The 12,796-nt window shown below is 70.1% G+C and carries 10 protein-coding genes and 3 pseudogenes; 12 read left to right on the top strand and 1 reads right to left on the bottom strand.

The annotated features are described in order from the left end of the window. Positions 1-246: 246 nt before the first annotated feature. From ABTY20_RS01145 to ABTY20_RS01115, 7 genes and pseudogenes are all read left to right on the top strand, one after another. Positions 247-2,340 (top strand): CHAT domain-containing protein, encoded by a 2,094-nt coding sequence (locus ABTY20_RS01145; protein WP_351994907.1) that lies wholly within the window; start codon positions 247-249, stop codon positions 2,338-2,340. Between the two features lie 168 nt (positions 2,341-2,508). After that, positions 2,509-2,946: pseudogene (locus ABTY20_RS01140) on the top strand (hypothetical protein). 183 nt (positions 2,947-3,129) lie between these two features. Next, entirely contained in the window at positions 3,130-3,858 is a 729-nt protein-coding gene (locus ABTY20_RS01135; RefSeq protein ID WP_351994906.1) for a hypothetical protein, read from the top strand. A 136-nt stretch (positions 3,859-3,994) separates the two neighbouring features. Beyond that, positions 3,995-5,782: a type IV secretory system conjugative DNA transfer family protein gene (locus ABTY20_RS01130; protein WP_351994905.1), complete on the top strand. Its 1,788-nt coding sequence runs from the start codon at positions 3,995-3,997 to the stop codon at positions 5,780-5,782. A gap of 223 nt (positions 5,783-6,005) precedes the next feature. Further along, positions 6,006-7,166: a DnaB-like helicase N-terminal domain-containing protein gene (locus ABTY20_RS01125; RefSeq protein ID WP_351994904.1), complete on the top strand. Its 1,161-nt coding sequence runs from the start codon at positions 6,006-6,008 to the stop codon at positions 7,164-7,166. Between the two features lie 170 nt (positions 7,167-7,336). Continuing rightward, positions 7,337-7,447: pseudogene (locus ABTY20_RS01120) on the top strand (DNA cytosine methyltransferase); the annotation flags it as partial. A 121-nt stretch (positions 7,448-7,568) separates the two neighbouring features. Then, positions 7,569-7,802 (top strand): annotated as a pseudogene (locus ABTY20_RS01115) (DNA cytosine methyltransferase); the annotation flags it as partial. A 126-nt stretch (positions 7,803-7,928) separates the two neighbouring features. Here the strand turns inward: ABTY20_RS01115 and ABTY20_RS01110 are convergent. Then, positions 7,929-8,096 carry a hypothetical protein gene (locus tag ABTY20_RS01110; RefSeq protein ID WP_351994903.1) on the bottom strand — a complete coding sequence of 56 codons (168 nt, stop codon included), beginning with the start codon at positions 8,094-8,096 and terminating at the stop codon, positions 7,929-7,931. Between the two features lie 462 nt (positions 8,097-8,558). On the opposite strand from ABTY20_RS01110, the gene ABTY20_RS01105 reads away from it, so the two are divergent. The 5 genes from ABTY20_RS01105 (at position 8,559) to ABTY20_RS01085 (ending at position 12,767) form a co-directional block, all read left to right on the top strand. Then, a complete protein-coding gene (locus tag ABTY20_RS01105; protein WP_351994902.1) occupies positions 8,559-9,158 on the top strand; it encodes a DUF4913 domain-containing protein in 600 nt (199 codons plus the stop codon). Beyond that, on the top strand, positions 9,155-9,931 hold the full coding sequence (locus ABTY20_RS01100) for a glycosyl hydrolase (RefSeq protein WP_351994901.1): 777 nt from the start codon (positions 9,155-9,157) through the stop codon (positions 9,929-9,931). The genes ABTY20_RS01105 and ABTY20_RS01100 overlap by 4 nt, the downstream gene beginning before the upstream one ends. Continuing rightward, positions 9,928-10,404, top strand: a complete 477-nt coding sequence (locus ABTY20_RS01095; protein ID WP_351994900.1) for a hypothetical protein — start codon at positions 9,928-9,930, stop codon at positions 10,402-10,404. Before ABTY20_RS01100 ends, ABTY20_RS01095 begins: the two co-directional genes overlap by 4 nt. Continuing rightward, positions 10,401-11,069 (top strand): hypothetical protein, encoded by a 669-nt coding sequence (locus tag ABTY20_RS01090; RefSeq protein ID WP_351994898.1) that lies wholly within the window; start codon positions 10,401-10,403, stop codon positions 11,067-11,069. Before ABTY20_RS01095 ends, ABTY20_RS01090 begins: the two co-directional genes overlap by 4 nt. Positions 11,070-11,915: 846 nt before the next feature. Beyond that, complete coding sequence (locus ABTY20_RS01085; RefSeq protein ID WP_351994897.1) at positions 11,916-12,767, top strand: winged helix-turn-helix transcriptional regulator; 852 nt, start codon at positions 11,916-11,918, stop codon at positions 12,765-12,767. Positions 12,768-12,796 lie beyond the last annotated feature (29 nt).

Below are 12,796 nucleotides of genomic sequence, written 5' to 3'. Positions count from 1 at the left end.
CTGGCGACGCCGCCACCAGGCCCGATCCCAGGCCAGCCACTATCAGCGACAAGCCGCCCAGTCATGAAGATCGCGATCTACAGCTGGAGTACTAGAGCGGGCACAAACGCCCACAACAGCAGCCACAGACGCCGATAGGGTAGGACGTGTCGGGCTGACCAACGTTTCGCCAGCCCACTCGGCCCAACTGCCGAGTCAGGTGTGGGAGTGCAACGCCCTGCAGGGCAGAGAGCGAGTCTGACGCAGGTGCGACCCGATGAATTGTTTCCTTCCGCTGCCGGATACCTCGACGTGCCCTCCAATTTGGATGTGGATCCCACGGATCCGACCAGTGTGGCGCAGTTGCTTGCCCATATCCGACTTCAACAGGATCACCTTCAGGACACCCCCCACGTGTGGGAGCAGTTCGCCAAAGCGCTCCTGAGCGACATTCGAGGTGTTCCAGCTGTCGCTCCCCAGGTTCCTGAAGGGGCGCGTGTTGTTCTAGCGCTGGGCGTCTGCTGGGCCCCCGCGCGGCTGGCGTTCGAGTGTGCGCAACCCTTAGCCATGTGGGAGTGGTTGCATAGGGCGGTGGCTACGTCAGACAACGAGGGCGGATCGATCGACATTGACTTGGGGCCGGTCGACCGGGCCCTGAAAGACCCGCACTGGGCCAAGTCCGTGGAGCGAATCGTCATCTTGCTGGCGCCGATGGTGTTCTATCTGGCCAATAACTACAGTACCGGCGAGCACCTGGCTCAGGGCTTCCGTGCACCTGCATTCTCCATCTGCGTCCGCGCCTTGCCGACCGGGGACGAGCATGTGGTGGAGGCTGCCCTTCACCTGACAAAGCATTTGGTCTGGCAGGACTTGCGTCGGCCGGCGTGCCTCCTAGGACACGCCTTGGAGGTTCTCCTGCTGGCCAATCCTACTCACCCTCTCGCGGGGGCCATGGCTGCCTTTCTGGCCGGGGAGCGACCTCCGGTGACCCATCGCGACCCCACTGTAATCGCGGCGTGGGCGGTACAACATGTCTCCATGAATCCCTTCGCCACCCTGAATCTTCAGGTGAGTCGATTCTTGGGGATGCCCAAGAACGAGGGGGACGCCGTCCTGCCTGAATTGTTGCAGCAGGTGGAAGAGGTCATCGCCATAGTGGAGAGCGAGAGCGATCCGGCGCAGGTGTCACGCGATCGAGGCATCGTTTTCTCCATTTTGGGCCAGCTTCAGTACCGGCTCCTCCAGTCAGGTGACACGTTGCACCTGACCCAGCTGCTGAGCATCTGGCGGGGTGTACCAGCGGATCAGGCTCGCAACGACCGGTGCCTTACGCTGGCGAACGCCGGAAGCAAGGTCTGGTTCCGGCCAGGTTCGGCCCCATCACCTGACCTCCCGGACTCGGGCAACCGTCTCACCACGGCCTTCAATAAGGCATTGGGGAAAGCCTTGGTTACCCGCGGCCAAGGCGACACCGCACTAACTCACCCTGCCACCGGGCGCAAAGATCTGACGCAGGCAGAGGAGTTGCACGACGCCCTGCACGCGCATCTCGACGTAGCGGATCTCGTGGAATTCGCCTTTAGTGAAAACACCGCCGCCTTTATCTCACTGCTGCCGAGTCTAACCCCGGTACAAGCGCTGCTGGCCCGCGCGCAAGGGCCGGCCCTTCCGCTGGCCGTCAGTTTGCGAGCACCGCTGCCGGACCGTCCTGTGGAACGAGTGCAGTTGTGGTGTGGCGATGCACCGTCAGCTCGTACGGAAGCCATCATCGTGGAGACAGTTTTTTCCTACGCTGGTAAAACTGTCGACGTAATCACTGGCGATGACCTGTCCTGCGACCGATTCCTTGCCGAGTTCCAGCGCGATGACTACGACGTCATCTGGGTCGTCGCGCACGGATCGCATCCTCCCTACGCGCCCGACCAATCTGCTGTCGTGCTCAGCGACAGCGAATACGTCTTCCTCGACGACCTCGCCCGCGTGACGCGGCCGCCAGCGTCAACCCGGCGACTCGTCGTGTTCAATACCTGTGACAGCGCGGCCGCTGACACACAAGGCCCTTATGATGACCGGGGAATCGCCCGTTCCGTGGTGGGACCCGACCAAGCGGTCATTGGCCACTTGTGGCCAGTCGACGGAGATGCCGCCACCGTTTTCGGTGCGCTCCTCGCAATCGAACTCGCTGACGGAAGCGATTACGCGGAGGCATTCGCCAACGCTCTGCGCGATCTGCAACAGGATTGGGCCACGTTGGCCGGTCAGCTTGGTGACCGTGGTATCGGGTCCCTGGTAGCCGAGCCCTTGGACGGCTTCAGGCAGCCCACCATCTTCGACTGGGGAAGCGCCGCCTTCCTGGAATGACCGATGGTGCACGCAAGGGGCTACGGGGGCCAGGCATCGCCAGCGCACGGGTCGCCCAAGCTGGCAGGCGCCTGATCGACTCAGGTATTGCGGAATTGGGATGATCCCTCGCGGTTGAAGACCATCTGGCCAATCGATCACACCTGCGATCACCATGCCGACCGCGACCTGTCCGACCGACCGGCCGACCGCCGGGCGGGCTTCGTCGAATGGCTCGCCAGGTAGGAGTGCACCGCCTGCTGGCGTGCCTCCAAAGAGGGCGACGAGCAGGACAGGGCCGCCTGGCTCAAGGCCAAGCGCGCCGAGGAGCAGGCCGCGTCCGAAGCCTGGTCCGAGCAGTACCGGATGCCTCCCCTGGAGGGGACTGAGCGGGCTGTCTCCTGGGGTGTGCGCTGTCGCCACCGGATCCTGACCGCCGCCTCCACCGCGCTGGTCACCGAGGGCGAAACCAGCGAGGCGGAGTGGGAGGGGATCGAGGAGAGCGCTCGTACCGTCACCCGCGCCGGGTGGTGGCTCGATCAGCGTTCCTCCCAGCCGGGCGACCTCACCGAGCTGCTCCAGGCCGCTACCGGGGCCGACCGGCCGGCCGAGAACCCCTACTTCTGACCGACCGGGTGCCCCGCTGCGGCGGGGCACCCGTCTTCTTCCGCCACCGGCGCGCCGGGGCCCCAAGCTGCCTGCGGCTTCTACCAGCGATCCCCGGCCGGGCCAAATCCCGGATGCGCCGGATTCTCTCCCTGCTGCCCCGATCATCCGGGCCCCTTGTTTCCCCCGAGCCCAGGAACCCTCTTGCCCACACGTTCGATCACCATAAAGTCCGAGCTCAGCGGCAGCGTCGTCGTCAAGGGCGCCACCGACGACCTCTCAGCCCAGCTCCTCAGGCACGCCGGTTTTCAGCAGATCGACGACTGGCACGGCCGGCGCCATCGCCTCCCCACCACCACCCCGCTCGCCGACAAGGTCGCCATCGCCACCCACGCGGCCGAGATGCTTCGCGCCGCCCGCTACAAAGTTGATCTTCCGCCCTCTCTCGACACGGCCCGGATGAGCCCTCCGGTGCATCCGCTCGGGCCCTACGCCGCCGGAGCGGAACTCCTCAGGATCACGGACCGGATCCGGGCGGCCGAGAACGGGGCCGACCTCCAGCAGGCGGTCGGCCACCTCCTTCACCCCGAGCACGGTGCTCTGGAGCGTGTCCGGGAGGCGCTGGAGGCGGTGGGGGAACAGGTCAACGACCTGGATGAGGAGGCGTACGCACTCGCCGATCGGTTCGGCTTCGCCTCGGAGTTCGTCAGCTCGGCGCAGTCCGAACTCATCGACTCCGAGGCCGAGCTGCGCCGCGTCGGCACCGCGTCAGAGGTGAACACCGCGGCACGGGCGCTGCGCGATCACCGGGGTGCCGCTCTGGCCACGTCGCCCGCAGCGGCCAAGGCCAAGGTCTCCTCGGCGCCCGGTTCCGAAACGGCGCAGCCCAACGCAACCGGATACTCGCCGCACGTCTCGGGCCCCCGGCGGTGACCCAGGTCGTCTTCGTCACCGTCGGCCTGCCGGTCGTCCTGAAGCATTTCCGCTCAAGCCCCCAGGAGTAGCCCCATGTGCTGTACGAGAGCCGAGCGCGCCCCGCCCCCGCACGCTCCACACCCAAGGAACCGCCGTGCCCTCCCCGCGCACCAGCGCGCCCTCGACCACCACCGGGTCGGACGCGCTCCTCCACCTCCTGTTCGGAGTCCTCGGCGCCGCCGTGGCCTTCGGCTCCCTCGCCTGGCTGACCGGAAATCTCACCAACACCCTTACAGGAAACGGGCCGTGGGTCCCGTTCCACGCCACCGACGCCCTGCTGCACCCTGACGTGCTGTGGCCGAACCTGAGCACCACCGCGCTGCTGGTCGGCGCCCGCGTCGTTCCCGGCATGCTCACCGTGGCCCTGATCACCACCGGAGCGGTGCTGTGGATGCGCTGGCGCGGCGGCTCCAAGTCCGGCCTCGCCCGCAAGGCCGACCTGGCGCCCCTGCTGGACAAGGAAATCGTCGCCAAGGCGAAGAGCCTGCGTCCGTCTCTGGGCGGCCGGGAGGGTAAAGAGGTCGCTCCCCCTGACCGTGGCATCCTGCTCGGCACCCTCGACCCCGGTCGTGCCGAGGTCCGTGCGTCCTGGGAGGACGTGATCGTCGCGATCATGGCCCCGCGCTCCGGCAAGACGTCCGGGCTCGCGATCCCAGCGATCCTCTCGGCACCCGGCCCGGTCCTGCTCACCAGTAACAAGGCCGCGAACGACGCCTTCACCGCCACTGTGGACGCCCGCGCCGAGGTCGGCACGATCTGGACTCTCGACCCCCAGCAGATCGCCCACTATCCCCGCGAGATGTGGTGGGACATCCTCGCCGACGCCCGCGACCTCGCCGGAGCGAAGCGCTTGGCCGGGCACTTCGTCACCGCGAGCGTGGACGAGTCCAGCGGATCCGACTTCTGGTCCACCGCCGCGAGCAACACCCTCGGCGCCCTGTTCCTGGCAGCCGCCAGCCACCGACGGCCGATCACCGACGTCCTGGCCTGGCTCGCCATGCCGGCCGACCGCACCCCGGTGGACCTGCTCACCGACGCCGGCCACGACGCGGTCGCCGCCCAGCTCCAGGGCACCGTCTCCGGCGCGACCGAGACCCGTGACGGCATCTACGAAACGGCGCGGCAGTACGCGAGCTGCCTGCTCGACCCCGACGTCGCCGCCTGGGTCACGCCGGACGAGGACCTCCCCGAGTTCCAGCCGATCGCCTTCGCCACCTCCCGCGACACCCTGTACCTGCTCAGCAAGGACGGCGGCGGCAGCGCCAGCGCGATCATCGCGGCGGCGGCCGATGCCGTGATGCGCGCGGCCGTGATCGTCGCCGAACGCTCCGGCGGTCGGCTCGACCCGCCCGCCCTGTGCGTCCTCGACGAGGCGGCGAACGTGTGCCGCATCTCTGACCTCCCGGACCTGTACAGCCACCTGGGCAGCCGGGGCGTGATCCCGATGACGATCCTGCAGTCCTACCGGCAGGGCCAGCGGTGTTGGGGCGAGGCCGGCATGGACGCCCTGTACTCCGCCGCCACCGTCAAGATCATCGGATCGGGTATCGACGACGCCGACTTCGCCGACCGCCTCAGCAGGCAGGTAGGCGACCACGACGTCCAGACCACCTCGGTGTCCACCAGCGAGGGCGGCAAGTCCACCTCGGTGAGCATGCGCACCGAGCGGATCCTGCCACCGGACGCGATCCGCGCCCTGCCCAAGGGCAAGGTGCTGCTGCTGGCCACCGGCATCCGGGTCGCCATGCTCAACCTCAAGCCCTGGTACAAGGAGCCCTCCGCCAAGGTGGTCGGCCCGGCCTCCGCCCGCGCCACGAAGGCGATCACCGAGCGAGCCCTCGCGAAGAACATCGGCCACGACGACCTCGGGCTGTCGGCATGAGCGCGCCCACGCCGCGTCCCCGGCAGCTGCCCCACTCTCCGGTCGTTCTGCGCAGCGGTCAGTGGTGGCTGATCGGAAGGACCGGCTCGGTCCCCGCCTCGGATCCCACCTTCACCACCGTCCTGGACGACTTCGCCCAGACGATGGCTGCTGCCGACCGGGCAGTCGCTGGCCTCCGCCTCCGGCAGAGCAAGCCCTCGGAACCTGATCCGGGAGACCGTCGATGAACCCGCTGCTGAGTGCCGAGCAGGCGGTTCTCGGCGCCGTGCTCCTCGACCCCGACCAGCTCTCGCACCTGGACTGGCTCGCGCCGGATCACTTCTACCGACCCGTCCACCAAGCGCTGTTCGGCGCGCTCCGCAAGCTCCGCAGCGACGGTCACCCCGCGCTCTCGGCCAATGGTCCGTTGCCACTGTCGTGGGTGACCGACGCGGTCGACGAGGCCGGCCTGCACGTGCGAGGGCTCACCGCGGCGTACGCCCACACCCTGGTCCAGGCGTGTCCACGCACCGAGCACGCCCCGGTGTACGGCCGCATGGTGCTGGAGGGGGCGATCCACCGCACCATCGCCCAGCACGCGATCCGTCTCCACCAGGCGGCTCGGGCCGACGCCGTCCAGGGCGAGGTCGAAGGAGCGCTGCGTACGGCGGACGTCCTGAACGGAGTGCTCACCGACCTTGCGCGCCGCTGGGGCACCGACCCCCGTCCGGCCGCGCCCACTGTCGCCTCGGCCGTCCCGCCACCGGTCCAGGCCGACCATGTCGCCGAGGACGAGCGGTTCCTCCTGGCCGTCCTCACCGAGCAACCGAGGGCCATGGACGAGGTGGTGGCCTGGCTACGGCCGGGCGACTTCGCCGACCCGGCCCACGGACAGCTCTACCGGTGCCTGAGCGCGCTGCACCACCGGGGCGAACCCATCGACCGGATCACCCTGCTCTGGGAGGCCCAGCGGCGCGGCCTTCTGGCCGACGGCACCCTGTCGAGCGAGCGGCTGACCGCCGTCTGCGACGGGATGGTCCCAAGCAGCGCCGACTGGTTCGGGCACCGGGTGATGCGCTCCTCGCTCACCCGCACCGCAGCCGCCTCCGCGCGTGCCATCCGGGCCCTGGCTGAGGACGAGACCCTGAGCTCCGGCCGGCTGATCAACCATGCCCTGCACACGCTCGGCCCGCTCGACGAGGTGCGTGCCCGCTGGGCGACCGCGAACGGCAGCTCAGCTCCGAAGCCCAGGGCCTCCGCTCCATCAGCGGGCGGACCGCCTCCCGCCCGGGTGCAGGCCGCCCGCGCCCGCAGCACGCCACACCCAGCCGCATCACCCCCGGCCCCGACCGGCCCCGTCTCCGCGTCGGCCGCCGCCCGGTCGCCCTCGCGCGGCCACTCCTGACACCTCACCACCCAGCACACCTTGCCTTCCTCTTCAGGGACTTCGCGTTGACTGACACCCCTCCCTCCGCTGCACTGGCCCATCGCGCCACGACGTCGGCCTTCGTCGCCCCGGCGCGTCCCCCGCTGATCGGGTCGCTCTGCTCGGGGTACGGCGGCCTCGACCTGGGCGTGCAGTCCGCCTTCGGTGGCACGCCGGCCTGGCACGCCGAGGTCGATCCGAACGCCTCGCGCATCCTGGCCCGCCACTGGCCCGGCGTCCCCAACCTGGGCGACATCACCACCGTCGACTGGTTCGCCGTCCCGCGGGTGTGTGTCCTGACGGCCGGCTTCCCCTGTCAAAGACGTCTCGGTCGCCGGCCGCCGGGCCGGACTCAACGCCCAGACCCGCTCCGGGCTCTGGCTGCACGTCGCCCGTGCGGTCCAGGCCCTCCGACCCTGCCTGGTTGTGATCGAGAATGTGCGCGGCCTCCTCACCTCACCCGCCGGTGCCCCTGGCGGCGTGGAACCCTGCCCGTGGTGTCTGGGAGACAACACAGGTCAGCCTGCTCTGCGGGCACTCGGTGTCGTACTCGGATCCCTGGCCGACATCGGGTACGACGCGAAGTGGCTCGTGCTTCGCGCCTCCGACGTCGGGGCCCCGCACCGCCGCGAGCGCGTCTTCCTCGCCGCCTGGCCCGCCGGACATCCTGCTGAAGACGCCGACCAGCAACATCGGCAGGAACGGCGGTTCGCAGCATCCGTCGAAGAGGAAGAGCGGGGGTCACGGGCCGAACCTGGCCGACGAGGTCGAGTGGCTGCTGCTGCCGACCCCGAAGGCGTCGGACGGGACCAAGGGCTCGCCGAACCAGCGGCACGGCAACGGCGACATGACCCTGCCCAGTGCGGCGGCGTCACTGCTGCCCACGCCGAGGGCCGGCGGCACGGGCACACCGGGCCGTCACCCCGGGAAGGAGTGGCGCCCTCCCCTGTCGGCGGTGGCCCTGCCGCTCTGGGCGGAGGAGTCGCCGGAGGCCGGGGAACAGACCGGCGATGGGGACCGTACGGAGCCGCCATCACCCGATGGGAGAGGCTCACCCGTCCCGCCCCGGCCTCCACGGACGCGGCTGGTCGGCTCCGCGCGGACTTCGTGGAGTGGATGCAGGGCCTCGACGCCGGCTGGGTCACCGCCACCCCGGGGCTCGGGCGTCCGGCACAGCTCACCGCGCTCGGAAACGGCGTTGTCCCGCAACAAGCCGCTCGGGCGTTGCAGTTGCTGGCACCAGCCTTCCCTCGCTGTCCCCGCTGCGCGGGCGAGTAGCGCTCCACTACCGCGTTTCTCCGGCCGGACCAACCCGCGGTTTCTCCGGATCCTCTCGGGCATGTCGCCGTCCCACAGATGGAGCACACCCCTATGCCCGACACCAGCCCGACCACCCCCGGCCCCGAGCCGTTCCGCGTCTCCGACGGAGACCTCGACGACCTCGCAAGCACCCTCGCCAAGACCATGGCCGAGGTCAGGCAGCACGGCGTCCTCCTCGACCGCCTCGGCTCCGAGCCCGAATCCGCTGCCGGCCAGCCGGCGGACGAGGCCCCGGAAGCCGAGGCGGCCGACGACAGGCAGGCCGACGGTCCCGCCTCGGTGTTCATCCTCGCCCTGGGCGGAGAGGCGTACGCCGTCGAGCTCGCCGCCCTCAGCGACTGGGTGAACCACCTCTTCCTCCCGGTGTACGGCCGGGAGATCAGTACGAGCCGTCCGTGGTGCGCGCAGTGGCACGAGCACCCCGAGGCCGTCGCCCGGCTCCACGCGCTCTGGCTCGCCTGGCAGCAGTTCACCGACGCGGAGGCCGGCCTGTCCGGCCCGTCGACCTGGCACCGCGACCACCTGGACCAGACGCTGGCGCACCTGCGTGCCCCAGACGGGCCCTTCGCGGCCTGCACGACGAGCGTGAGCCGCCCCAACCATCGTGTGCTGGCCACCCCGGCACCCGAGCAGACGGTGGTGACGGTGTGAACGCCTTCGACTTCGACCTCGCCGACCTCGTGCCCGCAGACGAAACCTCCGAGGACGCGATGGAGGCTTTCCTGGCCGGCGACCTGACGGTGCTGTCCCAGCACCACACCGCGCCCAACGGCTCCCACAGCTTCGTCCTCGCCCACGACCGGTCGGTCACGTGGGGGGTGCCCGGCGAGCCGCAGCTCGTTGCGATCGCAGTCGCACGGGATCTCAGCCGGTCCACGTTCACGTTCGAGACGAGCCGCCACGCCACGGCGTCCTTCGCCCAGAACTGGCTTGCAGAACGAGGCTGCCCGCTCGATCGAATCGCTCTGCGAGGTGGCGATTATGCCGAGCCCGCCGACGACCTCACGGTCCAGGTGGAACAGCAGATCCAGAGGTCGGGCACGCGCTACGAGGTCCTCGACACCTGTACCTCCGACCACGACCCCAGTGAGGCGTGGACGCTTGTCCGCGACTCCCGCGTCGCCCAGGCGCCGGTTCGTCTCTTCCACGAGGAGTGGGACCACGACGCCGGCACGTACACGGTGCGCGAGGGCGCCTTCGCCGACGTCGGTGCCGCCCAGACCTGGCTGGACGAGCGCAGCGGGCCGCTGCCCGAGCCACCGGAGTACAGCGATCACGACGGCGCCGTCGTCCGGGCCCGCATCGCCCGCATCGCCCTCGCCCGGTCGGCCGGTGCCTCCGCGACGCCGCGGACCGGCCTCGACGCACCCCGCACGACCCCGGCGGGACCGGTCCAGCGTCCGGTACGGGGGAGGCTGCTGTGAGCCGCGCCCGCTTCGCCTTCGCCGCGCACCCCGACGCCATCGCCGACCTGCGGCAACTCCCCGACGAAATTCGCGACCTGGCGCTGCTGGAGCTGCAGAACCTGGTCCACGGCAGCGACGACTGCCTGCCGTTGAATGGGCGTCTCGCCGGCTTCCACAAGGTCTACGTCGACCCCTCCGTCGCCTACCGGATGGTCATCCAGTTCCGCCCGGCCCCGCCGACCTCGACCCACAGTCGCGAGATCTACCTCGTCGCCGCCGGCAGCCGCAAGGACTACGCGGTCTATCACACGGCCCACCTGCGCACCGGCCCCCGACAGAACGTCGAGACGGCTTCCGCCACGGAGGCCCGCGTGCAGGCCGCCCGGTCCCGGTCGTCCGCCACCCTCGGCCGGGTGACGGCAAGCCACGCAGATCCTCCGACAACGGTGCCTCCCCCGGCTGCTGCGCCCCGAAAGGTTTCCCAGCGATGACCACCGACCGCACCCCGCTGACCCGTACAGAGCTGGCGGACCTCCTCACCGATGCCGCGCAGAGCGTCTCCGGCATCCTCACCGCCGAGTACCCGACGGCCGCCACCCGCTCCTACCTGCACCCCGTGCTGGGCGCACTGGCCGCCGGACCCCGGGTGGTCGGCGAGCTGAACGACCGACTCGAAGAGTTCGTGGCTGCCGAGCCGCGCCCCGCCACGCCGGCGGGCCTGTTCGCCCTGGCCTCCTACGCCTCCGCGCTGGGGTGGCTCACCGAGTCCCTCGCCGAGCTGACCGCCTCGGTCGACGAGATCTGCACCCGCGTAGGCATCCCCACGGAGCCCAGCGACCCGGCCGTCGCCGCGTCGGGCGACACCGAACGGGACGACGAGTTCGACTTCGCATTCAGCGCACTGGAGCTGCAGGCGATCCGCACCGCGGCCGAGGCCGCCGGTCTCGCGCCGGACGACTACGTCGAGGTCCTCTCCCAGTCGCTGCTCGCCGCTTCCCGGATCACCGACGCCTGCATGGAGATCTCCAGTGGCCTGCTCGAAGACGCCGCGTACGTGCTCGACGAGGCAGGCGACCAGATCTGGCTCGGCGACGGGCCCAAGGGCCTCCCCACGCTGGTCCGCTCTTTGCTCGCCCGGATGGAGGCGGCGGAGTGAACCCGTACGACGCGACCACGCACCCCGGGACCCACCTCGTCGCCGAGACGCTCGGCGTCACCGGAGTCAGCACACTCAACACCACGTACCACCTCGGTGATCCGCTGTACCGGGCTGCGACACAGGTGATCGGCGCTGCGTACGAGTTGGACGAACTGCACAGCCGGGTGACGCACGCGGCCAAGGACGCTCTCCGGCTACTCGAACCCGTCGGTCGCGGTGAACTCGACGGCGCGCGGGTGTCGTACGCGCTGCTGCGGACCGCGGTCCCCGGACTCGGAGACCTTCTCGCGCAGCAGGACCGAGCCTACGGCCAGCTCGTCGAGTCCATCTCCGCCTACCGGTGTCTTCTACTCGCGCCGGATTCGGCTCAGCGCTCGACGAACAAGGGCCTAGGGCCGGCCCAGAGGACGACTTCCGACCGGGATGACGACTGGGTCGTCGCGAGGGAGCGCCGACTCGTGGCTCTCGAAGCCGTTGAGGCCGGCGACGTCCGGTTCCGCCGGACCGCGATCGGCGAGGACGCGTACGTCTCGTGGGAGAAGATCCAGCGACAGGCCCCAACGATCTGGCCAGAGACCGTGCAACGGCTGGTCGCAGAGGGGCTGTTGCACCAGGACACCAGCGAGGGCCTGTACCGGCCCGGCCAGCTCCTCTCGCTCACACCGCAGGGCGAAGCCGCCCTGCGTGACGCTCGCGCGACGACGACCCGTGTGTCCGCCGCCCTCGGCCGCAGCATCACCCCGACCAGCTCCGGCGCCCTTGCTCACTCAGCCGCCGCACCCGTCGCCAGGACGCCCCCACGTCCTCCCGCTCCCGCTGACCCCACCCCGACAGGACGCCACTATGCCCGCCCCCGCACAGCCCCCCGCCTTCTCCATAGCTGCGATCGACGCTCAGCGCGTCGAGGATGCGCTTGCCCGGATCGGACCGAAGTGGACCACCTGGGCGGCGATGACCCTGGCCCAGGAGAACCGTCCCATGCGCGTGCGCGACGTCGCCGCCCAGCTCCCCTTCCTCAGCGAGCAGTTCGTCGGCAAGCGGCTGGCCACGATGCACGCTGACGGACTGGTGACGCGAGACGACGACCGTCGCGGGGCGCCGTACCGACTCAGCGCGCTCGGCACGTCTCTGGCTCCCGTACTGCGCACGGTGTCGGACTGGTCCCGCGCCTACCTGCCGCAAGGCCGGATGGCCGAAGCCGAACGTGTCGAGGACGCCCTGCGCCGGCTGCGTCCTCGGCACTCGACCGCCGTGATCCAGGTTCTCGACTCGGGCGGCGGCCCGATGCGGTTCGTGCACATCGCTGAGAAGGCCGGTCTGGACAATGGCCTCGCGCGGCAGCGGCTCCTCCGGCTTCAGGCCGACGGCCTGGTCGCCCGGACGGGCCCTCGACACGGTGACCCCTACGTGCTGGTCGATGCCGGCCAGGCGCTGGGGGCCGTCTACTCAAGTGTCGAGCACTGGAGCGAGCCCGTCGCCCTGCGGAGGGCCGCGTCGGTCCCACGTCCGGCAGCGACGGCCACGCGCTCCCACGCCGGCGTCCCGCTGGGGGCGGGGACGGACGGTGCCCGGACCGCGGCGGCCCTGCGGCGGAGCGCCGCCGCGCCGAACGTCATGTTCAGCCACGCGCCCCAACCGCAACCGCGGGTGCCGGCGGCCGTGGCCGCCCAGCCGGCACCGGGCCGGGGTCGGTGACGGTCGTGAGAACCAGAAACCACTCGTCG

The sequence above is a fragment of the Streptomyces sp. NPDC126497 genome, assembly GCF_040302425.1.
GTDB lineage: Bacteria > Actinomycetota > Actinomycetes > Streptomycetales > Streptomycetaceae > Streptomyces.
The sequence above is the reverse complement of the archived record's forward strand: the minus strand, read 5'-3'. Positions and strand labels throughout refer to the sequence as shown.

Excerpts from the sequence above, each read along its gene's own strand:
- ABTY20_RS01125 (WP_351994904.1), top strand. The coding sequence starts at position 6,006 with ATGAACCCGCTGCTGAGTGCCGAGCAGGCGGTTCTCGGCGCCGTGCTC.
- ABTY20_RS01105 (WP_351994902.1), top strand. The coding sequence starts at position 8,559 with ATGCCCGACACCAGCCCGACCACCCCCGGCCCCGAGCCGTTCCGCGTC.
- ABTY20_RS01090 (WP_351994898.1), top strand. The coding sequence starts at position 10,401 with ATGACCACCGACCGCACCCCGCTGACCCGTACAGAGCTGGCGGACCTC.
- ABTY20_RS01085 (WP_351994897.1), top strand. The coding sequence starts at position 11,916 with ATGCCCGCCCCCGCACAGCCCCCCGCCTTCTCCATAGCTGCGATCGAC.